Origin of the sequence: Mucilaginibacter sp. R-33 (genome assembly GCF_049949235.1) — a bacterium.
In the GTDB taxonomy this organism is placed as follows: domain Bacteria; phylum Bacteroidota; class Bacteroidia; order Sphingobacteriales; family Sphingobacteriaceae; genus Mucilaginibacter.
Genome location: NZ_CP188089.1, coordinates 1,296,025 through 1,320,365 on the forward strand (window position 1 = coordinate 1,296,025; position 24,341 = coordinate 1,320,365).

Below are 24,341 nucleotides of genomic sequence, written 5' to 3' on the forward strand. Positions count from 1 at the left end.
TAATTACCGTGAAATTAATTGGCTTTACAAGCCTTAAATAATTAGATGGTTTTTTTAAAAAGACGTTTAAAAAACTCTTTTTGTGTGGACAGGAGAAAAATTAATTCAAACCCGTGGCATGTAGGTCCTTCGTCGGAGAGGGCAGTTTAAAAAAACAGTTGAACCCAAGGCAGCAGCAACCGGAGCAAAACTTGCTCTTGTAGCGGGCTTATTTAAGCTTGGTGTATTCATTTTTTTGTTGAATTACTGTGTTTTTAATTTGCTGCAAATTAGGCTATAAAATTTTATTTATACAAGAAAAAAATGTGATTATTTGTCGGTTGGTGAATGGTTGATTAAGTTTATTGAGTGGGTAGTTTGCTTTTCTATGTAATTATTTGATTTACATAGAGAACCATTTACCCAATCAACCCAATCAACCATTCACCTCCGGGCCACAATATCATTGATGATCATATCAGCATGAATGCGCGAGTTTTCGATGAACCAAAGATGGGTATCAAGGCCGCCGCAAACCACGCCTGCAAGGTATAAACCTGACATGTTTGTTTCCATGGTTTCGGGGTTGTATTGGGGGATGAATTTATCTTCAGAAAGTATAATACCAAGCTTTTTCAGGAACTCAAAATTGGGTTTATAGCCTGTCATCGCCATTACAAAATCATTAGGGATAGTGATTAATCCTTCCGGTGTTTTGATATCGACTTCATTTTCACGGATAGCCTCAAGATTAGAATTGAAGTAAGCTTTAATACTGCCTTCTTTAATTCGGTTAATAATATCGGGCCGTACCCAGTATTTAACCCGGTTGCTCACTTCGCTGCCGCGGATCACCAGTGTTACCTCGGCCCCTTTACGGTAGGTTTCCAGGGCCACATCAATAGCCGAATTGCTTGAGCCAACTACCACCACTTTTTGCAGGGTATAATAATGAGGGTCCTGGTAGTAGTGTTTCACTTTAGGCAGGTTTTCGCCGGGGATATTGAGGTTAACGGCAATATCATAAAACCCGGTTGAAAGGATCACCTTTTTAGCCTGGTAGGTTGCTTTTTTTGTGGTGATGGTGTAAAAGCCATCTTCCGGCTTTACTTCGGTAACTTCTTCAAAAAGATGAATGGGTAAGTTATTTGAAAGTGCTACGCGGCGATAATATTCCAAAGCATCATTGCGGGTAGGCTTGTTATGTACAGTAACAAAGGGAACGCCGCCGATCTCCAATTTCTCAGATGTGGAGAAAAACGTCATGGTAGCAGGGTAGTTGTATAATGAGTTTACAAGTGTGCCTTTTTCAACAATTACAAAACTTAAACCGGCTTTTTGAGCAGCGAGTCCGCAAGTTAAACCTATCGGGCCACCGCCAATAATGAATATATCGAGCATTTGTGTACAGTTAAGAAATTAAAGAAATCATGAACCTGTGCAGGTTCAGGGCATGTTTGCCGGTGCGGCAAAAATAAGAAAATAAAAAAGGGTAAGCTACTTTTATCGCGCCGCTCAACTCTCTACCCTTGCTGTGTTCCCACCCTGGGGGAGTTCAAGAGGAGCTGGCCGTAAAAGACTTACCCCGGCGCAAATATAGAAAAAGGTAGCGTTTATGGTTAAGAAAATGTTAAAAAAGGCTTATCTGTTGATTTATAGATGGATAATTTTTAATTTGCTTTGCTATTGCCAGGTTATCGTACTTTATTAAGGTGTTTTCATCTCCCCGAAATTCAAATTCCCGATAAGTTTTGGCATGTTGGTCGAGATCAAGCAACAAATTTTTTAAAATAGTAAGCCGGTTCACAACAAATTTTGCCTTCATTTCCCTTTTTTGAAAATAGGGCCAAAGCAGGTTAAATTGTTCGGGTGTTATGGCCCTTGCTATGGTAATATGAGGTATGGTACTGCTATCGCCAACAATACCCTTCAATAGTTTAATCCAATATTTATTTTGTTCGGTGAGCTTAAGCCTGGCAAAAATGGTTTTGTTATAGTCATTACTCTCATTAAAGCAATCAAATCCATCTGTTTCAAAAACAACGGGAGGCAGCAAACTAAGTTTACGGCTCAAAAACGAGAAGCCCTGAACGTCTACATCAAGCGGTTTGCGCGGATAATTGTTTATGGTGATATGCGACCGGGCATGCATGCTGGGATAATTACCGATAACACGTTTTGCTTCGCTTTTTAATTGCCGGATCATAACATCTACATGATCAGGTATCGGGAGGATAAAATGATAAAATGCGTAGTCCATGATTGTTAAATTTTAAATGAATAAATTAATCTGATCAGGGTCGCCGGCTTTAAGCAGTTCCAGTTCATGGCGGGTATAACCAGGGCCGGTCATGTTTTTAAATTCAAAAGTTTTAAACTTATCCCATTTGGCAAAGGCGTCAAGTGTATCGCGTTTCAATATGATAAGTTCTTTGATCCAAAAAGGCTCTACCAATTTTTTATGCTTAAAATGCGGCCAAAGTGTGTCGAAATCTTTTTCGGCAATATCACGCACAACCGTTATATGTGGGATAAGAGTCTTTTTAATGCGCAGCTTCTTTTTTAAGGTGTTAAACCATTCGTCGGTAGCGGGTGTTGCCCGGATGTTGGCATAAATGGTCATGCGGCTATGCAAATGGGTGAAATGATAAAAACCATCCATATGCAGCAATACCGGTGGCATGGTATTCAGGGCCTGTTCCATCAATTCCAGGTTTTTATCGGCCATAAAGGGCTTTTGCCTTTCCAGGTGTTGTATAGAGATATGAGCAGGCGAATCCATACTTTTATAATTGCCGATGAGCCTTGCCGATGCTTTTTTATAGCGTGAAATCTCATGCCTCACCGTTTCGGGAGGGGATAATAACAGCAGGTAATCTTCGTATATACTCATTTGCTTCACAATTTCTATACGTCAAATATGCTAATAAAATTAGCAAGATACAAAAAATATTAGCATTTTTGTTATGTGGAAGCTAAACGTTATATTGTTCATATCGATCTTGATTCGTTCTTCGTTTCAGTAGAGCGGAAGTTTCATCCTGAACTGATCGGTAAGCCGGTGATCATAGGTGGTTCGGCCGAAAGGGGAGTTGTGGCTTCCTGCAGTTATGAGGCGAGGGCATTTGGTGTGCATTCGGCAATGCCTACCAAGCAGGCGCTTAAGCTTTGTCCGCATGCAATCCTTATCCGCGGTTCGCATGGGCGCTATGGCGAAGCCTCACGCGAGGTAACACAGATTATTCATGACACGGTTCCTCTATACCAAAAAACATCGGTTGATGAGTTTTATATAGATTATACCGGTATGGACCGCTTTTTTGACTGCTATCAGGAGGCCACAAAATTAAGACAGAAGATAATTAAAGAAACGGGCCTGCCTATATCCTTCGGTATGGCATCAGGCAAAACCATAGCTAAAATGGCTACCAACCAGGCTAAGCCCAACGGACAAATGTTTGTAAAACATGGCGATGAACTGAAGTTCCTGGCCCCGCTTAACATCGGTAAAATACCCGGCCTGGGCGAAAGTACCCGCAATAAGTTATATCAATACGGCATCGAAAAAATTGGTGATCTGCAGCGCACCAATATCCGTTTCCTCGAAACCGTTTTTGGTAAATACGGGCATTCGCTTTGGGAAAAAGCCAATGGTATCGATCATAGCGAAATCGTTCCGCATTCCGACAGAAAATCCATCAGCACCGAACATACTTTCCATACTAATGTGTCTGATCACCGCACACTTGAAACTATTTTAGTATCCATGACGGAAGAACTATCGTCCAAATTACGACGGGAAAACAAGCTTTCATCATGCCTGGCTATTAAGTTGCGATATGGTAATTTTGAAACCCATACCCAACAGCAAAAGATAGCACTTACGGCAGCAGAACATATCCTGATTCCAGGTGTAAAAAACCTGCTTAAAATGGCCTGGGACCGGCACCGGCCTATCAGGTTGATAGGCGTACGGCTAAGCGATCTTTGCACAGGCAGCTACCAGATCAACCTGTTTGAAGATAATGAAGAGCGCATTAAACTTTACCAGGCTATGGATCAGATCAATTTCAAGTTTGGTGATAAAACCATCTGCCGGGCGGCAGGGATGGAAATTGGTACAAGGAATTTTAATCCGTTTATGCGCGGCTGACCGTTGATTGTTTTTGATTGTGTTGATCTTTTTTTGACGAGTTGATTGTTTGAAAAAGCGCCGGATTGCGCGATTCCCTCCCTTGGGAGGGTGTAGGGAGGGGTTTCATCGCCTTGCTTGTTCCTTTGAAATAGCGGATAAACCCCTCCCTGCCACTACACATTCCAGTCGCACCCCTCCCAAGGGAGGGAATTAAAGAATCTTCCAAACGCCTTGCGTTCCAGCCGGGTGGCAACTATCAAGAAGCCTCTGGCCGCCGTAGCAAATGTTCTTGTTTTCTACCAATGGTCAAAGGTTTTTTACCATTGGTCAAAGTAATTTTATGGGGCGATGGGTTGTGACTTCTTTTGATAAAAAAAGAAATCATGGAAACCACACAACGTCAAACCTACCTCGATTGGCTGAGGATCTTATCCATATTGGGGGTGTTATTTTTTCATTCGGCAATGCCTTTTGTTGCCGAGGATGGATGGCACATCAAAAACCACGAAACCAGCAACCTGATGATGGAATCGAATCATTTTTTGCACCTTTTTCGCATGCCGCTGCTCTTTTTTATTTCAGGTACCGTGAGTTACTACATGATGCAGCGGCGTTCTACACTCAGTTTCATCGGTTTGCGTTTCCGCCGTCTTTTTATTCCGCTGTTGGTGGGCATGTTCATCATAGTGCCGCCGCAGATCTACATGGAACGATTGGCCAATGGTTACAAAGGCTCATTCCTGGATTTTTATCCCAGTACATTTAACTTTCAGCCATATCCCAAAGGCAATTTCAGCTGGCACCATCTTTGGTTTATTGCCTATCTGTTTCTTTATGACCTCATCTTCGCGCCTTTATTTGCCTGGATGATCTCGCCCAAAAGCAATGGTTTTAAACAAAAGCTTGCCATTTTGGCCCGGGGGAAATGGGTTTATTTATTGATGCTTCCCGGAATCCTGTGGTTTACCTTCACCAGCTGGGACCTCCCCGAAACCAACGACCTGATCCATGATGGCAGTTACTTTGTTTACTGGCTATTGTTCCTCCTGGCGGGTTTTATCTGTATCCTTCAACCTAAACTGATGGATAGCCTTGAGCGCAATCGCCGTTTTGCCTTAACCATCGGTTTTTTAAGCCTGATGACATGGGAAGTCATGCGCTGGAACGGTATCGAACCATTGCATCCCCACTGGCCTTTTCAAAATATCGCATTCTCCTATGCTTTTACCGCATTGCGCCCAATCATTGCCTGGGGATGGGTGTTGGCGCTGGTTGGCTATGGCAAACATTATTTAAATAAGCCTCATAACGCGCTCAATTATTTAAACCAGGCGGTATATCCGTTTTACATATTGCACCAAACCGTTATTGTATTAATTGCCTATTATATTGTGCAAACGCAAAATGAAAGCATCCTATCAAAATATATTTATACGGTGGGTATTACCTTTTTTGTAACGATGCTTACCTATCATTTGTTAGTACGCCCTTACGCTTTAACCCGGTTTTTATTCGGTATGAAACCAAAGGAAAAACTCAAAACTGTGCCGATCCCGGAGATAGTAGAGACAAAACCCAAACCTGTCCTTTCTCCGTTAAATTTGTAATTTGCTGATATGAAGTTTTTCAGGAAGTACATTTTTCCGGCATTGTATGGCTTATTGGTATATTTTACCATAAGGCTGTTACATGATACTGACATTGGTCAGCATTTTTGGGAAAGAGATTTTTATGTTAATGGCATTGAAATGGCCTGTTCAATATTGGTTGGCTATTTGGCGATCTATATTTTTGAACGGCTTTTTAAGTACTATGACAGGCACCGGACGGTACAGCTATCCTACCGGGCCGTAGTGCGCGAGTTGGCCATATTGGTGGGAGCAAATTTGATATTAGTGAACGTCGTATTTGTTCCGATGGTCATAGCCCTGCACGTAAGCCAGGGCATAGATGAGCTGATGCCTTGGGCAGATGTGGCCGATATTAATATGATCCCCACTTTGTACGCTATTGTTTATTATGGGATTGCACGTAGCAGCACCTGGCTAAAGGCTTATGTAAATAATAAGATGCAACTGGAAAAGCTCACCAACGATCAGCTGGAAACCGAATTGAAGTTTCTAAAAGCCCAATACCATCCGCATTTTTTATTTAATGCCCTGAATACTATTTATTTCCAGATGGATGATGATGTTCCGGGTGCTAAAAAAAGTACCGAGTTGCTATCAAGTTTACTACGTTATCAACTTTATGATCAGCATCAACAAGTGCCGGTAAAACAGGAGTTGGAATATCTTGAAAATTATATCCGGCTGCAGCAGATCAGGGCGAGCAGCAAAATGCAGCTCAATGTTAATTTTGAAGGATGTTTAACGGATCAGCTCATCTATCCCCTGCTTTTATTGCCCCTGGTTGAAAACGCTTTTAAATATATAGGCGGTGAATATAAAATATCCATTGAAGCGTACATTATTGACGATAGATTAGTTTTTAAAGTTTATAATGATGTGCCTGCCAATATGAAAGCTCCCGATAATTACAGCGGTATTGGTTTGGAAAACTTAAGCCGCAGATTGCAATTGCTTTATCCGGATAAACATAAACTAACTGCAGGCCGCGAAGAAGATCATTACACAGCGGTACTTGAATTGAATATATAAAAGATGGCATTAATTAGCTGCATTATTACCGACGATGAACCCTTTGCCCGTAAGGGCCTGGAAGGCTATGTTAAAAAAGCCGGTTTTTTTGACCTGAAAGCACAATGTGAAGATGCAATGGAATTGGGTGCGTTGCTGGCCCGGCAACAGGTAGACCTGCTGTTCCTGGATATCCAGATGCCGCATTTAACCGGCGTTGAATTTATTCGTTCGCTGCCCAACCCGCCAAAAGTGATCTTTACTACCGCGTTTAAAGAATACGCTACTGATGGTTTTGACCTGGATGTGCTCGACTATCTCCTTAAACCTATCCCGTTTGAGCGTTTTATGAAGGCAGCTTTTAAGGCTAAGGATTACTTTGATTTAAGGAACAATACAAATAGTGTAGATTATCTGTTTGTTAAAAGCAATGGAAAGCTCGAGAAGATAATTTTTGACGAAGTGTTGTTCATTAAAGGCATGGAAAACTATGTAGAGGTTTATACCCCGGCGCGTAAGATCATAACCCACAGTACCCTGCGGGCCTTTGCCGAAAAGCTACCTCCGCGTAAATTCATGCAAACGCATAAATCTTACATAGTTGCAAATAATAAGATCACATCGATAGAAGGAAATATGTTGCATATAGGCACATTTGAGGTGCCGATCAGCAGGCAGCTTAAAGACCAGGTAATGCACGCGTTGATTAATCAGGGCAGATAGTAATCAAGTTTTAATAGTAGGATCAGAAATTTCTACGCGATTGCTTTTCATACCGGTCCCAATTAATCGAATCACACGAATTTTTCAATAGCGTAAATTTAAATTGATGTTATTAGGTTAATTCGGAAAAAATAGTGCGGGAATTTTTATTTGTTCGATTCTTCTTAGAAACTATCTAAGCTTGAAGAATATCGTTTACAGATAAATAAAACTTCATTGCCGTTGGTTTTAACCAACGGAGTAATGAGTAGCAATATGAGGGCTTCAGCCCAAATTCGCTTGCATAATTAGGCTAAAGCCAAGACTTTTTAGCTTTTTATCCCGTTGGTTAAAACCAACGGCAATGAATATTCTGTTTTTTTAAACAGCTGCTCACCATGCTTTTTAAAGTAATTTCCCTGTGTATAATTAAAACTATTTTGTAATATGCATTTATTCTACGTTGCATTACTTACAAAACCTCATGGGCGGCAAAAAACTGTTCAACGCTTTATCTCTTTTTTTAACGGCTGGCATTTGTTTAGCTGGCAATATTTCATATGCTCAAACCCCTGCCGATAGTATTAAACTGGCCATCGAACCATCTTATAATAATGTAAGCGGTACCCATCAGTTTTTTTTAGGCGATAATTACCGTAAACTTTGGGCTGCACCCGTCACACTGCCTATATTTCATCTTACTACAGAAAAAGGCGGTCTAAAAATATTACAAAGGGGCGGGGGCAAACAAACAAAATCACTACGCCTGCAGGATCCTACGGGCCAGCAATGGGTATTGCGTACTATTCAAAAATATCCCGAAAAAGGCCTGCCTGTTGATTTAAGGCCTACGGTGGCTAAAGATATCCTGCAAGACCAGGTATCGGCCGCACATCCCTTTTCGGCGCTCACCGTACCACCGCTGGCCGAAGCGCTCGGCGTTCCGCATTCAAACCCTAAAATTGTTTATGTTCCTGATGATCCTGCTTTTGGCGAGTATCAAAAAGATTTTGCTAACCAGGTTTTTTTATTTGAAGAACGTGAACCGCTCGATGCCGAAAAAACTGATAACACCGAAAAAGTACAGCGTAAACTAAAGGACGATAATGATAACCGGGTTGATCAGAAGACTGTGCTGCGCGCCCGCCTGTTGGATATGCTTTTAGGCGATTGGGACAGGCATGAAGACCAATGGCGCTGGGAAAAGATCGACGGCAAACACGAAACCGTTTACGAACCCGTTCCGCGCGACCGTGACCAGGTGTACTATAAAACTTCGGGTGTGTTGCCCTGGATAGTAGCGCACCAATGGCTTAAATCAAAATTTCAGGGTTATAGTGACGAGATCAGGGATATCAATGGATGGAATTTCAATGCCCGCTATTTTGACCGCTATTTCCTGAACCAGTTGAGCGAAGATGACTGGAAAGAGCAGATAACCTATGTGCAAAGCAAGCTTACTGATGACCTGATCAAAAAAGCGGTGCATTTAATGCCCGATACCATCTACAAACTGTCGGGGCCTGAGATCATCAGCAAAATGATAGCGAGGCGTAACATCCTGCAAAAACAGGCACTCGAATATTATAAATTCATCTCCATATATGTCGATGTACCAGCGAGTGATAAAACGGACAAATTTACTGTGGCTCATGAAACTAATGGTGACATCACGCTTACTATAAATAAGATAAAGAAAGACGGCAGCGTTGATAAGGTTACCTACCAGCGTACTTTTAAACCTGATGTAACCAAAGAGATCAGGATGTTTGGTTTTGATGGCGATGATTTATTTAAGGTGACGGGCTCAACGCCATCACCCATAACTGTGCGGATGATAGGGGGACAGGGCATGGATACGTTTGCGGTGGACAGCAGTTTAAATAATAAAGGCAAAACCTATATTTATGACCGTTCGGATCAAAAAAATGTACTTCCTCCTTCATCGCTGGCTAAAAACCGTACATCAACAGACACGGCGGTAAATAGCTATGATAAAACCGCCTTTAAGTTCGACAGGTTTGAGCCTATTATCCTGGCTAATTACAGTAATGATATTGGTATTTTGCTGATTGGAGGCTTCTCATACGAACGGCACGGGTTTCGCAAAGAACCGTATGCTTTCCGAGAAGAATTTTTGACCAATTATTCACTGGGGCGTAAATCATTTTTGTTTACCTATACCGCCGACTGGAAAAAAGCCATCGGTGAAAATGACCTGAAGATCAACCTGCTTTCGCGCGGGCCAAGCAACTTGAGCAATTTTTTCGGAATTGGGAATAACACCGTTTTTGAAAATAAGGACGACAGGAAGATCTCCTACTATCGTAACCGTTACGATTATATTACCGGCGATGTTTCCCTGCACCGCAGTTTTGGAAACCTGCACGTAAGCGCCGGCGTTGCAGGGCAGTTTTACAACAGCAAGGCATCAAACAATACCGAAAGGTTCTTGAATGGCTACAATGCGGCGTTTCCTGATGAGAAGGTATTTGGCACCAAAGTTTACGGAGGTTTAACAGCCAACGCAACGGTTGATACGCGGAATAAACTGATCATCCCTACTCAAGGCATTTTATGGACAACCACTGTGAGCGGCTTTAGCGGCGGAGGTTCTGGAAGTCATAACACCTACGGGCAGGTATTGTCTGAGTTTAGTTTCTATTTAAATCCAGACAAGGACTCGGTATTGGTAATTGCTAACCGCACAGGATTAGGTACTACGGTAGGGAATGCAGCATATTTTCAGCAGATGAAATTAGGCGGGGCACAAAATTTCAGGGGATTTCATACCAATAGGTTTACCGGTAAAACAATCGCTTATAATAACCTCGAGTTACGATTAAAGGTTATGGATTTCACCTCGTACCTGCTTCCGGGCTCATTTGGTCTGATTGGCTTTAATGATGTAGGCAGGGTATGGGTGCCGGGTGAATCTTCGGACAGGTGGCACGACGGCTATGGTGGTGGTTTATACATTATACCCGCTCAATTGGTGTTGATTGAAGCTGTAATGGGCTTTTCAAGAGAAGGATCCTTACCTTATATATCTATTGGGTTTAGATTTTAAGAATAACTGTATAATAGCTGGGGGGTAGCGAAGCATAACCGTGGTAAGCATGGTTAAAGCTTTCAGCTATAACTAAATTAACCGCATTTTTGGTGGCTCTGTTCTGTCAGTACCTTCTTGTCAATTTTAGGTTTGAGCGAAAAAATCAAAAAAACAACCAAAAAATCACCAAAAAACAAGGGTAAATAAAGTGCTTTTTGAAACGGCTATTTTTTACTCTAAAAAGTTTTAGTAGTTGATTATCAGCTATTAGTGGTGTTTCAGTCTGAATGTTAAATTGTTGATTTTCAGTTTGTTTCATTTTTAAGATGTTTCGTGTTTTTACACTCAAAAAATGGAACAGTTAAAAAACGGCGTCTGCGCGGTTTCATTTTTTTATGGAGAACGGCGATTTTGGGACAGGCACTTTTTTACAATTCTCCCATAAAAATAATTACACTATCAGTCCCATAGATTACCTGCTTTTATATATTTGCATATGAATCACCTCATAGCACCATCTATCTTAGCGGCCGATTTTGCCAACCTGCAACGCGATATCGAAATGATCAATAACAGCGAAGCCGATTGGATCCACGTTGATATTATGGATGGCATGTTTGTTCCAAATATCTCTTTTGGCTTTCCCGTTGTAAGTGCTGTAAAAAAACACGCCACCAAGCCGCTTGACGTACACCTGATGATAGTCGACCCGGATCGTTACCTGAAAGCGTTTAAAGACGCGGGTGCTGATAGCATTACCGTGCACCAGGAAGCTTGTCCGCATTTGCACCGTACTGTTCAGGTAATTAAACAATTGGGTTGCAAAGCCGCAGTTGCTATTAACCCGGCAACGCCTGTTTTTTTATTGGAGGATATTGTTGCTGACCTGGATATGGTTTTGATCATGTCGGTTAACCCCGGTTTTGGCGGACAGCATTTTATTGAAAATACCTATAAAAAGATCAAAGAACTCAGGACACTAAGTGCCGAAAAAAATCCCGGTCTGTTAATTGAGATTGACGGTGGGGTAGATGCTAACAATATCGCAAAACTGATAGAAGCCGGAGCAAATGTGTTTGTTGCGGGCACTTCAGTGTTCTCGTCGGCCAACCAGGCGGCCGCAATTTCAAAACTCAAACATCCCTAAAAGTTATTATAATGATAATAATTAAACCAGCCCTGTAGGGTTAGTTTAATTATTTGCAATCAAAGGCCCGTTTGTTGATTAATTGTATATTTTTTCAAAAAATGTAAATAATGTCTATATATTTTGTCAAATTAATTAACTTCGGCCCAACAAAATACAAACTTCCTAATAGTGTATTTAGAACCTACAATTCGTTAATATTATGAAACATAATTTTGGTGCCGGACCTGGCATTCTACCACACGAAGTTTTAAAGCAAGCTTCAGAAGCAGTTATTGATTTTAATGGTACTGGACTCTCTTTGCTTGAAATTTCGCACCGATCAAAAGAGTTTGAAGCCGTTTTAGACGAAGCTGTAAGCCTGGTAAAAGAATTGTTTAACGTTCCTGAAGGTTATTCGGTATTGTTTCTGCAAGGCGGCGCCAGCACCCAATTTGCTTTAGCTCCTTACAACCTGTTACCGGAAGGCGGCAAAGCTGCTTATGTTGAAACCGGTGTTTGGGCCAATAAAGCTTTGAAAGAAGCCAAATATTTTGGCGAAGTACAAATTGTAGCTTCATCAAAAGAGGCCAACTTTACTTACATCCCTAAGGATTTCGAAATCCCGGCCGATGCTGCTTATATCCACATTACTTCTAACAATACCATTTACGGTACGCAGTTACAGGAGTTCTTTAAATCGCCAATTCCGGTGGTTTGCGATATGTCGTCAGATATTTTCAGCCGCGTGGTTAACGTTGCCGATTTTGGTTTGATTTATGCCGGTGCTCAGAAAAATATGGGCCCTGCAGGTGTTACTTTGGTTATTGTTAAGGACGATCTGCTGGGTAAAACCGGTCGTAAGATCCCTGCGATGTTCAACTACCAAACTCAAATTGAAGGTGGTTCAATGTACAATACCCCGCCAGTATTTGCTATCTACGTATCAATGCTTACCCTTAAATGGTTAAAAGCAAAAGGCGGTGTACCGGCAATTGAGCAGGAAAATATTACCAAAGCACGTGTGCTTTACGAAGAAATTGACCGCAACCCGTTGTTTAAAGCAGTGGCAGCTGTTGAAGACCGTTCAAAAATGAACGTTTGCTTCGTAATGGAAAATCCTGAATTGGAAAAACCATTCCTGAAACTTGCCGAAGAACGCGGTATAGTAGGTATTAAAGGCCATAGGAGCGTAGGTGGTTTCCGCGCCTCTATTTACAACGCATTGCCAATAAGCAGCATCTACGTGCTGATTGACGTAATGCAGGAATTTGCTGAAAAGAATAAATAATTTATTTCATTAAGTCATTGAGTCATTAAGTCATTTTTATGGCAATGACTCAATGACCTGATGACTCAATGACCAAATAAGATGATCAAAATATTAGCTAATGACGGTATCGACCCGATAGGAAAAAAAATGCTGGAAGATGCCGGCTTTTTTGTAGATACCAACAATATCCCACAGGAAGAGCTTCCTGAAAAATTGAAAAACTATGATGCTATCACGGTACGTAGTGCTACTAAAGTACGTAAGGCAATAATCGACGCTACCCCTAACCTGAAATTGATCGGTCGCGGTGGTGTAGGTGTTGATAATATTGATGTTGATTATGCCAAAGAAAAAGGCATTGGTGTTTACAACACGCCAGCATCTTCTTCATTATCAGTTGCTGAATTGGTATTCGCCAGCTTATTTGGAGCTGTTCGCTTTTTGCCTGATAGCAACCGTAAAATGCCGGTTGATGGCGGTACCAAATTTAACGACCTAAAAAAAGCTTACGCTAAAGGCGTTGAGCTTCGCGGCAAAACTTTAGGTATTGTAGGTTTTGGCCGTATCGGCAGAGAAGTAGCTAAAATAGCTATCGGTGTTGGCATGGATGTTTTAGCTTATGACCTTTTTGATTTTAACCCCGAGCTGGATCTTGTTTTAGGCGGTGGTATCACTGTTAAAGCATCTGTTAAAAAAGCTACTCTTGATGAAATCATCACTACTGCAGATTTCATTACCCTACATACTCCATTTATCGACAAAGCCCTTTTTGGTGCTGAGGAATTGGCTAAAACTAAAAAAGGTGTTGGCCTGGTAAACATCTCACGCGGTGGTTTAATTGATGAGCTTGCTTTGGTTGACGCCCTAAACAGCGGCCAGGTTTCATTTGCTGCACTTGACGTGTTCGACAATGAGCCAACCCCACGTGCCGAGATCTTAACCCATCCAAAAATTTCTCTGACCCCACATATTGGTGCTGCTACCAACGAGGCGCAGGAAAGAATTGGTGTTGAACTTGCGAGCTTAATTATCGAGCATTTCAAAAACGCTTAACACTAATTTGCTCTAATTAGGGCGAACTACACGAGTACAAATCATATTATATTATAAGAGGCACTAATCGGTAAGATTAGTGCCTCTTGTTGTATACAAGCGAATTTGTGTAATTAGACTTAATTCGAGAATATTCGTGTTAGATTATATACGAAACACCCTTCTCCGGCAAAGTTACGCCATAACCTTCTTTCTCAAGATCATCGGCTAACAGCTGCATGCTTTCACCTTCGCCATGTACCAGAAATACGTGTTTTAATTTTTCCTTATCGATGGCTTTTACGGTATTCATAAGGTCGTCATGATCACCGTGGGCACTGAGTACATCGGTTTGTTTGATAGTCGCATAAACTGCCAGTTCACGGTCCTTGATGTGGACTATAGAATCTCCCCGTAATAAACGATGGCCTAATGTGCCCTTGGCGCAATAGCCTATGAACAGGATAGTGGCGTAGTAATTTTGGATGTTATAAAAAAGATGGTCCTGGATGCGGCCGCCTTCAAGCATCCCTGCAGATGAGATGATGATGCACGGCTCCCAATAATTGGAGATCTGCCTGCTATCCTTCAGCGTTTCTACATAGGTAAGGTTATCAAACTCAAATTCATCGCCGCGTTTTTGGTAAAATTCCTGGGCTTCCTGGTTAACGTGGTTATGGTATTTCCGAAATACCTCGGTAGCCTGCGTAGCCATCGGGCTGTCAACAAAAACCTTAACAGGCGGTAGTAAGCCGGTGCTGAAGATCTTGTTTAATGTATATACCAGTGATTGTGTGCGCCCTATACTGAACGCAGGGATGATCAAACGGCCTTGCTCTTTGATACAGGCCTTTTCAATAACCTCTATCAGGGTTTGTTCAACTGTTTTGTCCTTACTATGATAGCGGCCGCCATAAGTTGCTTCCGAAACCAGGAAATCAACAGGAGGGAGGGGCTGCGGATCATTCAAAACAGGGTAATTCTTCCTGCCGATATCGCCGGTAAAAGCTATTGATTTTTCTTCGCCTTTATCATTTATTTTAAATACAGCTGCGGCCGCACCTAAAAGGTGACCAACAGGTACGAAAGTTAGCTCGATATCGCCGGTGATCCTAAATGGTTTGTTGAATCCTATTGTAACGAAGCGCTCTACTGTGTCCATAACATGCTTTTGCATGTATAGGGGCTGTGCGTGGGTGTTAAATTTGCCTCTGCCGCGTTTATGGTGACCGCCCTTGCTTGCCGCTTTGCGCATGAATATGTTTACAGAATCGAGCAGCAATAATTCAGTCAGGTCTGCCGTGGGAGGGGTGCATAAGATCTGTCCCTCAAAACCTAAGCGGATCAGGGTAGGCAGGTTGCCCGAATGGTCGATATGAGCGTGGGTAAGTACTACCACGTCAATGTCTTCGGGCCGAAAAGGAAAGTTTTCGTTAGATATGATACTGCGGTCCTTTTCATAATCAAGTCCGCAATCCACTAAAATTTTATATTGTCCAACCTCGAGCAAATGCATGCTCCCGGTTACCTGCCGGGCCGCGCCGTGTATCGTTAGTTTCATTGTTTAAAGGCTATAGTCCATAGACGATGGACCATAGTGCTCTTATTCCTTATATGATTTTGTTAAATATCGATTATTTATTTTAAAATGCAGCTATGCACTATCGACTATTGTCTGTTAGCTGTTTTGACTTTCAAACTGAAGCTGGCTTAAGTATTTATAAAGGCCTTGTTCGTTGCCAATAAGTTCCATATGGCTGCCGCTTTCTACTATATGGCCTTTTTCAAGTACGATGATCTTATCTGCTTCGCGAATAGTTGACAGACGATGAGCTATGATGATCGACGTACGATCTTTCATTAATTCCTCAAGCGCCTCCTGTACAAGGCGTTCCGATTCAGAGTCTAACGATGATGTAGCTTCGTCAAGTATCAATATCGAAGGGTTTTTTAGCAATGCCCTGGCAATGGCGATCCGTTGCCTTTGTCCGCCTGAAAGTTTAACACCACGCTCACCCACAACGGTTTCATAGCCTTCTGGGAAGGAAGATATAAATTGATGAGCGTTAGCGCGTTTGGCAGCCTGGATGATATCTTCTTTTGAGGCATTTAAACGACCGTAGGCAATGTTTTCCATAATGGTGCCCCCAAACAACAATACATCCTGCGGAACAATGGCTACCTGGTTACGGATATCGGTAAGAGAATAGTTATCCGCTGGCTTGCCATCAAATAAAATGTTGCCGTTTTGTGGGTGATAAAACTGCAGGATTAATGAAGCCATGGTTGATTTTCCCGAACCGCTTGGCCCAACAATAGCAACACGCTGCCCTGCATCGGCGTTAAATGAAATGCCTTTTAACACGGTGATCTCCTGGCGCGATGGATATGCGAATACTACATTATCAAAGGCAAGATCGCCGTTAATGGGTTGTTTGATGCCATTTTCGCTTTCAATAATAGAAATGTCTTCGCCCTGCTCAGCAAGGATCTCCAGCACACGTTCGCTTGCACCAACTGCCTTTTGCAGGTTAGCATAAAGATCTGGAAAGCTACCCATAGCGGCGCCTACAAATATCGAGTACATGATAAAAGTAGTAAGGTCGCCAACATATATTTCATGATTGGCCACCAATACCGAGCCGTACCAGATTACACCAACAAATGTTCCAAACAAACAAAATACAATAAACGATGCGAAGGTGCCCCTGAACTTAGCGCCGCGAACAGCAATACTCACCACTTTGCGCAAGATTTTATCGTAACGGTTAGCTTCATACGCTTCGTTAACAAAGGCTTTTACGTTGGCAATGCCCTGCAGTGTTTCCTCAACTATGGTGTTTGATTCGGCTAATTTGTCCTGCGCCTCACGTGATAGCTTACGGATAAATCGCCCAAAGAATACAGCGAATGCAACGAGGAACGGCAATACAGCTAATAGCGCAAGGGTAAGTTTTATAGATACGATAGCCAGGAGGGTAGTGCTGCCTACCATGATCACCAACTGGCGGATCATTTCGGCAAAAGTAGTGGTTAGCGTGTCCTGGATCTGGGAAAGATCGGCAGAAATGCGGCTGTTTAGCTCACCAACACGGCGGTTGGCAAAAAAGTTCATGGGCAGGGTAATAAGTTTGAAATAAGTATCGCGCCTGATATCGGCTAACGATTTTTCGGCCACCTGTACAAACCAAACCACCCTGAAAAATGAAACAAATGCTTGTGCAAATAATATTATGAAGCCCATTATGGCAATGGCATTTAAGCCATGCGGCAGGTATTTGTATTTATAAATTCCCTGGGCTGCGTCAATCAAAGCTCCTAAAATTGCCGGAAAAGCCAGGCCTACCAGGCTTGATAAAAACAGGAAAACTAATCCGGCTATGAATTTAACCTTGTAAGGTTTTAAGTAAGTGAGCAGTTTTGCTACGTTACGCAGGCTGCTCCGGTTTATTTTTGCTTTAGGTAATTCTGCTTCGGCCTTGCTGCCACTGTTCAGTCGTCCTCTTGCCATGTATGCGTTTGAATGTTATAAGCCGCGAATTTACGCTTTAACACGGTTCTTTTTAACAAGTAGGAACAAAATTGACGCAATCATGAAAAGTATCACTACTACCAATATGTTTTGCCGGGTTTTGAAGTGCTCTTCTGAATTGTTTAACTGTTGTTTAAGATGGACATTTTGCTGCCTTAACCTGTTAATTACCTGTATATAACCGGCAGCTGTAGTTTCTGCCTCTTTGCTGTGGCTCTGGATCTGTCTTTGCTGAAAATCACGGTATTCAAGCAGAATCTTGAGTTCTTTAAAAATAGCATCGTCTGTTTTAGCGATATCCATCAGAATGCCGGCCGAACGTCGGACATCACCTTTGGTTTGAAAGCCGAAAATGCCGGTATGCTGACCCAGGCTTTGTTCATATTGCCCGAATTTTTGTTTACGGGCCGCCAGCATATTATTTATTTTTTTACGCTGAAGCTGGTATGCTACAGAATCGGAGTTAACAGTGCTTTGGGCCGATGCCCAAACGGTTGTTATCAAACAAAATAAAAAAAGCAGAGCAGTTTTTTTCATTTATATAAATACCTTATTGAAATTCAATGATCACCTTATCATTCAGGTTCAGGCCCAAAAGACCACTTGCATTACCTTTATTTATGGCAATTTCCAAATGGTCGCTGATACCAAATAAACAAAGTTTTTCGCCAACAGGTACTTCATTATAATGCCAGCTTAAATGGTTTATGGTTTCGTTGCGCTTAAAATTGAGCACAAAACGCCTGCCTTGCTGCACGCTGTTAAAAAACTCCTTGGTAATATTGGTTATCACATTCTGAAATGAATCGATATAGATCACAACGCCTTTGATCATGTTTTTTTCAATAACAGGCTGCAAATTCATTTTGTTTTCGATATCGCTCACCGGCAGACCTATTTCATCCAGTTTGCCGCCTTTGGCTAAATGGCAGGCCGTTTTTACAAAGATATCGGCCAGGGGGAAGTGAAGGAATTTAAGGTCCTGCATAATGTTGATCTCAACTATCTCTTCAGGCTCCTGGTCAAACATAAGCGAAAAAATGCCGTTATCAGCCCCTACAAAGTAGTGCTTTTTGTAGCGGATAGCAAGGTATTTGGTATGATCATTATAAACGGTGTCAATACCGATAAGGTGTACCGTATCTTCCGGAAAATAATGAAAACTGTTTTTAAGTATAAAAGCAGCCTGCTGTACATTAAAGGCCGCAACACTGTTGGTAATATCAACAATATTTACTGTAGGCAACAATTTGTAGATACTGCCTTTTAACGCAGCCTGGTAAATATCTTTATCGCCTAAATCAGTAGTTAATGTTATAATTGCCATTAATTTTATAAATATTTATTGCTAATCTTGTAGTAGCATTTGAAGCTACAAATATTCAATTTTTAATTCATATAAATCCGTAACTAAAAAATCAAATTAGTATTGAACGAACTTAAGCTATCAATTGAAAACGTAAACCCTGCGGTACTGTGGGGGCCAAATAATGATCATTTTGAGATCATTAAGAAACAATACCCCAAGCTTAAAATAGTTGCGCGCGGCAGTGAAGTGAAGGTTTTGGGTGATGATAATGAACTGAATGTTTTCCAGGAAAAATTTACTCACCTGATAAATCATGTTGAGAAATTTGAAAACCTCAACATAACTGATCTCGAGCGGATCCTTGGTTCAAGAAACAATAATAATACAACTACTGCCGAACCTGCTACTGCCGACAAGTTTGCAAGCGGCGAGGTGATTGTATTTGGGCCTAACGGTATAATGGTTAGGGCCCGTACCACTAATCAGCGCCGCATGGTTGATAGCCTCAACAAAAGCGATATCTTGTTTGCCATTGGGCCTGCCGGTACCGGTAAAACTTATACCGCTGTGGCCTTAGCGGTAAGGGCGCTTAAAAACAAAGAAATTAAACGTATCATATTAACCCGTCCGGCTGTTGAGGCAGGGGAGAACCTCGGTTTTTTACCGGGCGACCTTAAAGAAAAGATCGACCCATACCTGAGGCCTTTATATGATGCGCTTGATGATATGATCCCGGCCGAAAAACTGAAGGTTTACCTGGAGAACCGCACCATTGAAATTGCACCGCTGGCCTTTATGCGCGGCCGTACCCTTGATAACTGTTTTGTGATTTTGGACGAGGCCCAGAACGCTACCGACATGCAGCTAAAAATGTTCCTGACCCGTATGGGGCCATCAGCTAAATTCATTGTAACCGGCGACGTAACACAGATTGATTTGCCGAAAAAACAACAATCCGGCCTGCACACTGCTTTAAGGATATTGACCGATATCAAAGGTATCGAGATAGTATACCTGAGCGGCGAAGACGTAGTAAGGCACAAATTAGTACGTAAGATATTAGAAGCTTACGGGGATATACAGTAATTTAAGTTTAGTTCATAGTTCATAGTTGATGGTTCATGGTAATAATGCAAATCGGCTATGAACTATGAACTATCAACTATGAACTAAAAAAATGAACTCAATAAAAGAAACACATTTCAGCTTTCCGGGGCAAACGGCTTTTTACAAGGGGAAAGTACGCGATGTTTATACGATAAAAAATAAATTCCTGGCCATGGTTGTTACCGACCGGATTTCGGCCTTTGATGTTGTACTGCCTGAAGCAATCCCTTTTAAAGGACAGGTGCTTAACCAAATTGCTGCCCGCTTTTTAGAAGCTACAGCAGATATTGTTCCAAACTGGGTTATTTCTGTTCCGGACCCGAGCGTTACTATTGGCCGCATTTGCGAGCCATTTAAAGTAGAGATGGTGATCCGCGGTTATCTGGCAGGTCATGCTGCCCGGGAGTACAGCGCAGGCAGGCGCCACGTATGCGGTGTATCTTTGCCCGAAGGTTTAAAAGAGAATGACATACTGCCTCAACCTATCATTACGCCTACCACTAAAGCATCAGTAGGGCATGACGAGGATATTTCACGCGAGGAGATCCTGGCGAGGGGTATCGTATCCGAAGAAGATTATGTGAAATTGGAGGCTTATACCCAGGCACTTTTTAAACGCGGTACCGAAATTGCAGCCAAACAGGGTTTGATACTCGTAGATACCAAATACGAATTTGGTAAGGCTGACGGCCAAATCTACCTGATCGACGAGATCCACACGCCCGATTCTTCGAGGTATTTTTATAAAGAAGGATATGAGGAACGCCAGCAAAAAGGTGAGCCACAGAAACAGCTTTCAAAAGAGTTTGTACGCAAATGGCTTATCGAAAATGGCTTCCAGGGTAAAGAGGGGCAAGTAGTGCCGGTTATGACCCAAGAGATTGTTAATTCGATATCTGAGCGTTATATAGAGCTTTACGAACAGATTATAGGTGAGCCATTTGTTAAGCCTGCCCAAGGGGATGTATTAGCACGTGTTGAAACGGCAATTAATAACGCGTTGAGCGTTATGTAATTTTAAAATATCCATAAAATATTTATCTTAGCTTATTAAAATTTAATAAGAATGAAATTTACTGTAGATAAACATGAGAAATATATATTATTGAAACTTAATGAATCAAAATTAAATTCAATAGTAACGCCTCAGTTGAAATCTGAATTGATATTGATCAATACAGAGGGTCAGCGCAACATCATTCTCGACTTGTCGCAGGTGAAATATGCCGATTCATCAGGCTTAAGCAGTTTGCTGGTTGGTCACCGCTTGTGTAAAAATGCTACGGGTTCATTTATTTTGGCGGGTTTAAATGACGCAGTTGCGCGTTTAATAACCATATCACAACTGGATAATGTATTAACCATTGTTCCAACTGCCGAAGAAGGTGTCGATCTTATTTTTATGGAAGAGATTGAAAAAGAGTTAAAAAAGGAAGCAAGATAAACCATTTGATTGTTTACCTATTATGAAATTTGAGGTAACAATACTTGGCAGCAGCTCCGCAACCCCGATCTTCAACAGAAATCCTACGTCACAGGTGCTCAATATCAATGAGCGCCTGTATTTAATAGACTGCGGCGAAGGCACGCAGCAACAAATGCTCCGTTTTGATATCAAAGCCAGTCGCATTGATCATATTTTTATAAGCCATCTTCACGGCGATCATTATTTAGGTTTGGTTGGTTTATTATCATCCATGCACCTTAACGGGCGTAAAAAGGCGCTTAAACTGGTATGCCCTGTGCAGTTGAAAGAAATAATTGATCTGCAATTAAGATATTCAGATACCGAACTGCAATTCCCTGTTGAATATATATTTACCAATGCCCAACAAAGTGAAGTGGTGATCAATAATAGTGATGTTGTAGTTGAAACGATACCGCTTGATCACCGCATTGCCTGTACCGGCTTTTTGTTTAAGGAAAAGAAAAGACTTCGTAAACTTGTTAAGGAGAAAATAGAAAGTCTCGATATCCCGGTTGCCTATTATTCGGTATTGAAAAAAGGGGGGGATTATACTGATGAAAAAGGCAAAGTTTACAAAAATGAAGAGCTAACTATCGATTCGGCCGAGCCTAAAACCTACGCCTACTGCTCCGATACGATGTATAATGAAAACTATTTCGGCCAAATCGCCAACGCCACGTTGCTTTATCACGAGGCTACTTTTTTAAATGATATGCTTGACCGGGCAGTTATAACCCATCACACCACCGCATTACAAGCCGGAGAGATAGCCCTGAAAACCAACGCAAAAAAACTACTAATAGGCCATTTTTCGGCCCGTTATAAAACCCTGAACGAGTTACTGGATGAGGCTAAAATAAATTTCCCCTCAACTGAACTTGCAATTGAGGGGAAAACCTTTTTTATAGAATAGTTTTTAGAGTTGAAAGCTTAAGGCAAAATGCTGAAAGCTCAGAACTTTTAAAGCTTTAGGCTTTTTGCCTTAAGCTAAAATTAATCCTTTTTACCGCCAAATACCGAGAAGCTCACATAACGTTTTGGATGTGCCTTCAGATCAATAAACAGGTTATTGAGGTTGTTTGATGCATCTGTAAGGTTTTTGTACATTTTATCGTCATTAAGCAAAAGGCCCAAAGAACCTTGACCGGAGTTGATTTTGGCAATAGTTGCCTGCAAATCGGCCATAGCTTTATTTGCATTATCAAGTGTTTGTTTCAGGTTAGCAGCAGCAACGTCATTACTTACTTTTTCAAAGTTCGCTGTCATCCCGTTTAGGTGGGCTGTGCTTGTCTTTAAGCTGCCTGATACTTCCTCGGCATTGGTAAGTATGGCGTCGATATGTCCGGTTTGTGAACCTACCAGGTGGTCTATTTTTTTGGTAGTGCCTTCAAGCGTTTGCAATGAGTTCGCAATGCTCATGAAACTGCGGTCAATGTTTTTCTGAAAGTTAGGATTCAGGATCTTGTTAACAGCGCTCAGTGACGAATCGAGTTTAGACATCAGCATCTCTGCTTTTTTTTGTATGGGCTGCAGGCTTTCCGCAAGGCTGCCCTGAATGTCGGCTTTAAGTGTATCCTGATCTTCGGCGGGTACATTGCTGTTACCTAACTCAAAAACAATGGCTTTACTGCCTAGCAGATCCGTGCTTTCAAGCTTGGCGAGAGTGTTTTTAGGCACAACCACATCTGGTTCAATTTTAAATTCAACCACGGTACGCCCGTCCGGCTGAAGCTTCATTTTAGAGATGCGGCCTATCTGGTAACCGTTTACCAATACAGGTTTTGAAACGGTTAAACCTTCAACGCTGTTATAAATAGCGTAGTATTTATTTGATCCTGAAAAAACGTCATTACCGCGTAAATAACTGTAACCTAATATGAGTATGGTAATTGCTATTGCCGTAAGTGCACCAATTTTGGTTTCGTTAGAGATTTTCATCAAGTAGAGTTTATGCGTTAATTGTGTTTAAGGCTATAAACCTGCAACCAGGCTTATATGTTTTATGATGTACGTTTTATTTGCAAGGAAGGTAACAGTTTGGCTTCTACAATTATTGCGAAATCTGTTCCATCTCTTTTTTATAGGTTGTTAATGCACGGATAATTGAAGCTACAATCTCATTTTGTCCCTCTTCTGAATTAAGGTACTTCTCATCGTCGGGGTTATTGATATAGCCGGTTTCAACCAATACCGATGGCATTGCGCTGTGGCAAAGAACGTAAATGCCCTGCTCCCTGATCCCTTCACTACGCCTTCCATCGGTATCAACAAACTCGCCGTTAATTAAAGTAGCCAGCTTGATACTTTGCTGTCTGAACTTTCTCTTATACTCGTTTGTTAAAATAATGGTCATGGGGTCGTTCGGATCCAGTGCTCCGCCGTCGAGTTCGGTCTCTTCACCAACCTGGTTTTTTTGAATAGCGTTTTCCTCTTCGCGGGTACGGTGTAAACCATAAACCAAAATCAATACGCCTTTTCCCGATCTGTCCGGAACCCGAACGGTACGGTATACTGCTTTACGACGTTTGGTACCAACCTTTTCACGAATTGTTCTGTCAGATAGCGAATTGCAATGCAGAGAAATGAAGAGCTGCCCTTTGTTTTCATTGGCTATCTCAGCTCTGCGTTCAAACGAAACATCATCTTCGGTAGTACGGGTCATTACTGCTTTCACGCCGCTTAATTCTTTTTCTATAGCGGCTTGCAATTTAAAGCCAATAGCCAGCGTTACATTCCTTTCTGACGAATAAGAGCCCGATGCACCGTGTGAATAATGACCTGTAGAGGCTGATGGTTTACCACCATGCCCGGGGTCGATAATAATGGTTTTGATCTTAAAACCGGTACTGTTGACAACAGTGTCGGTTTGACGGGGAAGACTATTGGTTAAAACAGAACTGTATGATTTAAAAGGAAAAAATGAAAGGAGAACCAGCAACACCCACAAACTATAAATCAATCTTTTCAATGCCTTATTTTTCATTATT

At 41.7% G+C, this 24,341-nt stretch carries 21 protein-coding genes and 1 other RNA gene; 12 read left to right on the top strand and 10 right to left on the bottom strand.

Features of this window, described 5'->3' with window-relative positions:
* Positions 1 to 423: 423 nt before the first annotated feature.
* The 4 genes from ACP26M_RS05695 to ACP26M_RS05710 form a co-directional block, all read right to left on the bottom strand.
* The gene (locus ACP26M_RS05695) at positions 424 to 1,380 is read right to left on the bottom strand and encodes a YpdA family putative bacillithiol disulfide reductase (RefSeq protein WP_426586948.1); all 957 of its coding nucleotides are present in this window, start codon (positions 1,378 to 1,380) and stop codon (positions 424 to 426) included.
* An 86-nt stretch (positions 1,381 to 1,466) separates the two neighbouring features.
* Positions 1,467 to 1,565, bottom strand: an RNA gene (gene ffs / locus ACP26M_RS05700) — signal recognition particle sRNA small type.
* A 44-nt stretch (positions 1,566 to 1,609) separates the two neighbouring features.
* Positions 1,610 to 2,239 carry a hypothetical protein gene (locus tag ACP26M_RS05705; RefSeq protein ID WP_426586950.1) on the bottom strand — a complete coding sequence of 210 codons (630 nt, stop codon included), beginning with the start codon at positions 2,237 to 2,239 and terminating at the stop codon, positions 1,610 to 1,612.
* A gap of 12 nt (positions 2,240 to 2,251) precedes the next feature.
* A complete protein-coding gene (locus ACP26M_RS05710; RefSeq protein ID WP_426586952.1) occupies positions 2,252 to 2,872 on the bottom strand; it encodes a 2'-5' RNA ligase family protein in 621 nt (206 codons plus the stop codon).
* Between the two features lie 75 nt (positions 2,873 to 2,947).
* On the opposite strand from ACP26M_RS05710, the gene dinB reads away from it, so the two are divergent.
* From dinB to ACP26M_RS05750, 8 genes are all read left to right on the top strand, one after another.
* A complete protein-coding gene (gene dinB, locus ACP26M_RS05715; RefSeq protein ID WP_426586954.1) occupies positions 2,948 to 4,132 on the top strand; it encodes a DNA polymerase IV in 1,185 nt (394 codons plus the stop codon).
* A gap of 365 nt (positions 4,133 to 4,497) precedes the next feature.
* Positions 4,498 to 5,721: an acyltransferase family protein gene (locus ACP26M_RS05720; RefSeq protein WP_426586956.1), complete on the top strand. Its 1,224-nt coding sequence runs from the start codon at positions 4,498 to 4,500 to the stop codon at positions 5,719 to 5,721.
* Between the two features lie 9 nt (positions 5,722 to 5,730).
* A complete protein-coding gene (locus ACP26M_RS05725; protein WP_426586958.1) occupies positions 5,731 to 6,774 on the top strand; it encodes a sensor histidine kinase in 1,044 nt (347 codons plus the stop codon).
* A gap of 3 nt (positions 6,775 to 6,777) precedes the next feature.
* Positions 6,778 to 7,476 (top strand): LytR/AlgR family response regulator transcription factor, encoded by a 699-nt coding sequence (locus ACP26M_RS05730; RefSeq protein ID WP_426586960.1) that lies wholly within the window; start codon positions 6,778 to 6,780, stop codon positions 7,474 to 7,476.
* Positions 7,477 to 7,939: 463 nt separating this feature from the next.
* Positions 7,940 to 10,525 (top strand): BamA/TamA family outer membrane protein, encoded by a 2,586-nt coding sequence (locus tag ACP26M_RS05735; protein ID WP_426586961.1) that lies wholly within the window; start codon positions 7,940 to 7,942, stop codon positions 10,523 to 10,525.
* 478 nt (positions 10,526 to 11,003) lie between these two features.
* The gene (rpe, locus tag ACP26M_RS05740) at positions 11,004 to 11,654 is read left to right on the top strand and encodes a ribulose-phosphate 3-epimerase (RefSeq protein WP_426586962.1); all 651 of its coding nucleotides are present in this window, start codon (positions 11,004 to 11,006) and stop codon (positions 11,652 to 11,654) included.
* Positions 11,655 to 11,856: 202 nt separating this feature from the next.
* Positions 11,857 to 12,924, top strand: coding sequence for a 3-phosphoserine/phosphohydroxythreonine transaminase (gene serC / locus ACP26M_RS05745; RefSeq protein ID WP_188832563.1), 1,068 nt, complete (start codon positions 11,857 to 11,859; stop codon positions 12,922 to 12,924).
* 81 nt (positions 12,925 to 13,005) lie between these two features.
* Positions 13,006 to 13,959: a D-2-hydroxyacid dehydrogenase gene (locus ACP26M_RS05750; protein WP_426586963.1), complete on the top strand. Its 954-nt coding sequence runs from the start codon at positions 13,006 to 13,008 to the stop codon at positions 13,957 to 13,959.
* A gap of 139 nt (positions 13,960 to 14,098) precedes the next feature.
* Here the strand turns inward: ACP26M_RS05750 and ACP26M_RS05755 are convergent, their stop codons facing one another.
* The 4 genes from ACP26M_RS05755 to ACP26M_RS05770 form a co-directional block, all read right to left on the bottom strand.
* The gene (locus ACP26M_RS05755; RefSeq protein WP_426586964.1) at positions 14,099 to 15,499 is read right to left on the bottom strand and encodes an MBL fold metallo-hydrolase; all 1,401 of its coding nucleotides are present in this window, start codon (positions 15,497 to 15,499) and stop codon (positions 14,099 to 14,101) included.
* Positions 15,500 to 15,616: 117 nt separating this feature from the next.
* A complete protein-coding gene (locus tag ACP26M_RS05760) occupies positions 15,617 to 17,449 on the bottom strand; it encodes an ABC transporter ATP-binding protein (protein ID WP_426586965.1) in 1,833 nt (610 codons plus the stop codon).
* Between the two features lie 30 nt (positions 17,450 to 17,479).
* Entirely contained in the window at positions 17,480 to 18,007 is a 528-nt protein-coding gene (locus tag ACP26M_RS05765; RefSeq protein ID WP_426586966.1) for a hypothetical protein, read from the bottom strand.
* Positions 18,008 to 18,020: 13 nt separating this feature from the next.
* Positions 18,021 to 18,797, bottom strand: coding sequence for an SAM hydrolase/SAM-dependent halogenase family protein (locus ACP26M_RS05770; RefSeq protein ID WP_091162693.1), 777 nt, complete (start codon positions 18,795 to 18,797; stop codon positions 18,021 to 18,023).
* Positions 18,798 to 18,899: 102 nt separating this feature from the next.
* Here ACP26M_RS05770 and ACP26M_RS05775 point away from each other — a divergent pair, with 102 nt between their 5' ends.
* The 4 genes from ACP26M_RS05775 to ACP26M_RS05790 all read left to right on the top strand — a co-directional run bounded on the left by ACP26M_RS05775 (position 18,900) and on the right by ACP26M_RS05790 (position 22,267).
* Positions 18,900 to 19,865: a PhoH family protein gene (locus ACP26M_RS05775; RefSeq protein ID WP_426586967.1), complete on the top strand. Its 966-nt coding sequence runs from the start codon at positions 18,900 to 18,902 to the stop codon at positions 19,863 to 19,865.
* Between the two features lie 91 nt (positions 19,866 to 19,956).
* The gene (locus ACP26M_RS05780) at positions 19,957 to 20,901 is read left to right on the top strand and encodes a phosphoribosylaminoimidazolesuccinocarboxamide synthase (protein WP_426586969.1); all 945 of its coding nucleotides are present in this window, start codon (positions 19,957 to 19,959) and stop codon (positions 20,899 to 20,901) included.
* A 51-nt stretch (positions 20,902 to 20,952) separates the two neighbouring features.
* Positions 20,953 to 21,330, top strand: coding sequence for an STAS domain-containing protein (locus ACP26M_RS05785; RefSeq protein WP_090527130.1), 378 nt, complete (start codon positions 20,953 to 20,955; stop codon positions 21,328 to 21,330).
* 22 nt (positions 21,331 to 21,352) lie between these two features.
* The gene (locus tag ACP26M_RS05790) at positions 21,353 to 22,267 is read left to right on the top strand and encodes a ribonuclease Z (RefSeq protein ID WP_426586972.1); all 915 of its coding nucleotides are present in this window, start codon (positions 21,353 to 21,355) and stop codon (positions 22,265 to 22,267) included.
* Between the two features lie 80 nt (positions 22,268 to 22,347).
* Here the strand turns inward: ACP26M_RS05790 and ACP26M_RS05795 are convergent, their stop codons facing one another.
* Positions 22,348 to 23,292, bottom strand: coding sequence for an MlaD family protein (locus ACP26M_RS05795; protein WP_090527134.1), 945 nt, complete (start codon positions 23,290 to 23,292; stop codon positions 22,348 to 22,350).
* A 112-nt stretch (positions 23,293 to 23,404) separates the two neighbouring features.
* Positions 23,405 to 24,337: an N-acetylmuramoyl-L-alanine amidase family protein gene (locus ACP26M_RS05800; RefSeq protein ID WP_426586974.1), complete on the bottom strand. Its 933-nt coding sequence runs from the start codon at positions 24,335 to 24,337 to the stop codon at positions 23,405 to 23,407.
* Between the last annotated feature and the right edge of the window lie 4 nt (positions 24,338 to 24,341).

Excerpts from the sequence above, each read along its gene's own strand:
- ACP26M_RS05695 (WP_426586948.1), bottom strand. The coding sequence starts at position 1,380 with ATGCTCGATATATTCATTATTGGCGGTGGCCCGATAGGTTTAACTTGC.
- ACP26M_RS05705 (WP_426586950.1), bottom strand. The coding sequence starts at position 2,239 with ATGGACTACGCATTTTATCATTTTATCCTCCCGATACCTGATCATGTA.
- ACP26M_RS05710 (WP_426586952.1), bottom strand. The coding sequence starts at position 2,872 with ATGAGTATATACGAAGATTACCTGCTGTTATTATCCCCTCCCGAAACG.
- ACP26M_RS05720 (WP_426586956.1), top strand. The coding sequence starts at position 4,498 with ATGGAAACCACACAACGTCAAACCTACCTCGATTGGCTGAGGATCTTA.
- ACP26M_RS05725 (WP_426586958.1), top strand. The coding sequence starts at position 5,731 with ATGAAGTTTTTCAGGAAGTACATTTTTCCGGCATTGTATGGCTTATTG.
- ACP26M_RS05730 (WP_426586960.1), top strand. The coding sequence starts at position 6,778 with ATGGCATTAATTAGCTGCATTATTACCGACGATGAACCCTTTGCCCGT.
- ACP26M_RS05735 (WP_426586961.1), top strand. The coding sequence starts at position 7,940 with ATGGGCGGCAAAAAACTGTTCAACGCTTTATCTCTTTTTTTAACGGCT.
- rpe (WP_426586962.1), top strand. The coding sequence starts at position 11,004 with ATGAATCACCTCATAGCACCATCTATCTTAGCGGCCGATTTTGCCAAC.
- serC (WP_188832563.1), top strand. The coding sequence starts at position 11,857 with ATGAAACATAATTTTGGTGCCGGACCTGGCATTCTACCACACGAAGTT.
- ACP26M_RS05750 (WP_426586963.1), top strand. The coding sequence starts at position 13,006 with ATGATCAAAATATTAGCTAATGACGGTATCGACCCGATAGGAAAAAAA.
- ACP26M_RS05755 (WP_426586964.1), bottom strand. The coding sequence starts at position 15,499 with ATGAAACTAACGATACACGGCGCGGCCCGGCAGGTAACCGGGAGCATG.
- ACP26M_RS05760 (WP_426586965.1), bottom strand. The coding sequence starts at position 17,449 with ATGGCAAGAGGACGACTGAACAGTGGCAGCAAGGCCGAAGCAGAATTA.
- ACP26M_RS05765 (WP_426586966.1), bottom strand. The coding sequence starts at position 18,007 with ATGAAAAAAACTGCTCTGCTTTTTTTATTTTGTTTGATAACAACCGTT.
- ACP26M_RS05770 (WP_091162693.1), bottom strand. The coding sequence starts at position 18,797 with ATGGCAATTATAACATTAACTACTGATTTAGGCGATAAAGATATTTAC.
- ACP26M_RS05780 (WP_426586969.1), top strand. The coding sequence starts at position 19,957 with ATGAACTCAATAAAAGAAACACATTTCAGCTTTCCGGGGCAAACGGCT.
- ACP26M_RS05785 (WP_090527130.1), top strand. The coding sequence starts at position 20,953 with ATGAAATTTACTGTAGATAAACATGAGAAATATATATTATTGAAACTT.
- ACP26M_RS05790 (WP_426586972.1), top strand. The coding sequence starts at position 21,353 with ATGAAATTTGAGGTAACAATACTTGGCAGCAGCTCCGCAACCCCGATC.
- ACP26M_RS05795 (WP_090527134.1), bottom strand. The coding sequence starts at position 23,292 with ATGAAAATCTCTAACGAAACCAAAATTGGTGCACTTACGGCAATAGCA.
- ACP26M_RS05800 (WP_426586974.1), bottom strand. The coding sequence starts at position 24,337 with ATGAAAAATAAGGCATTGAAAAGATTGATTTATAGTTTGTGGGTGTTG.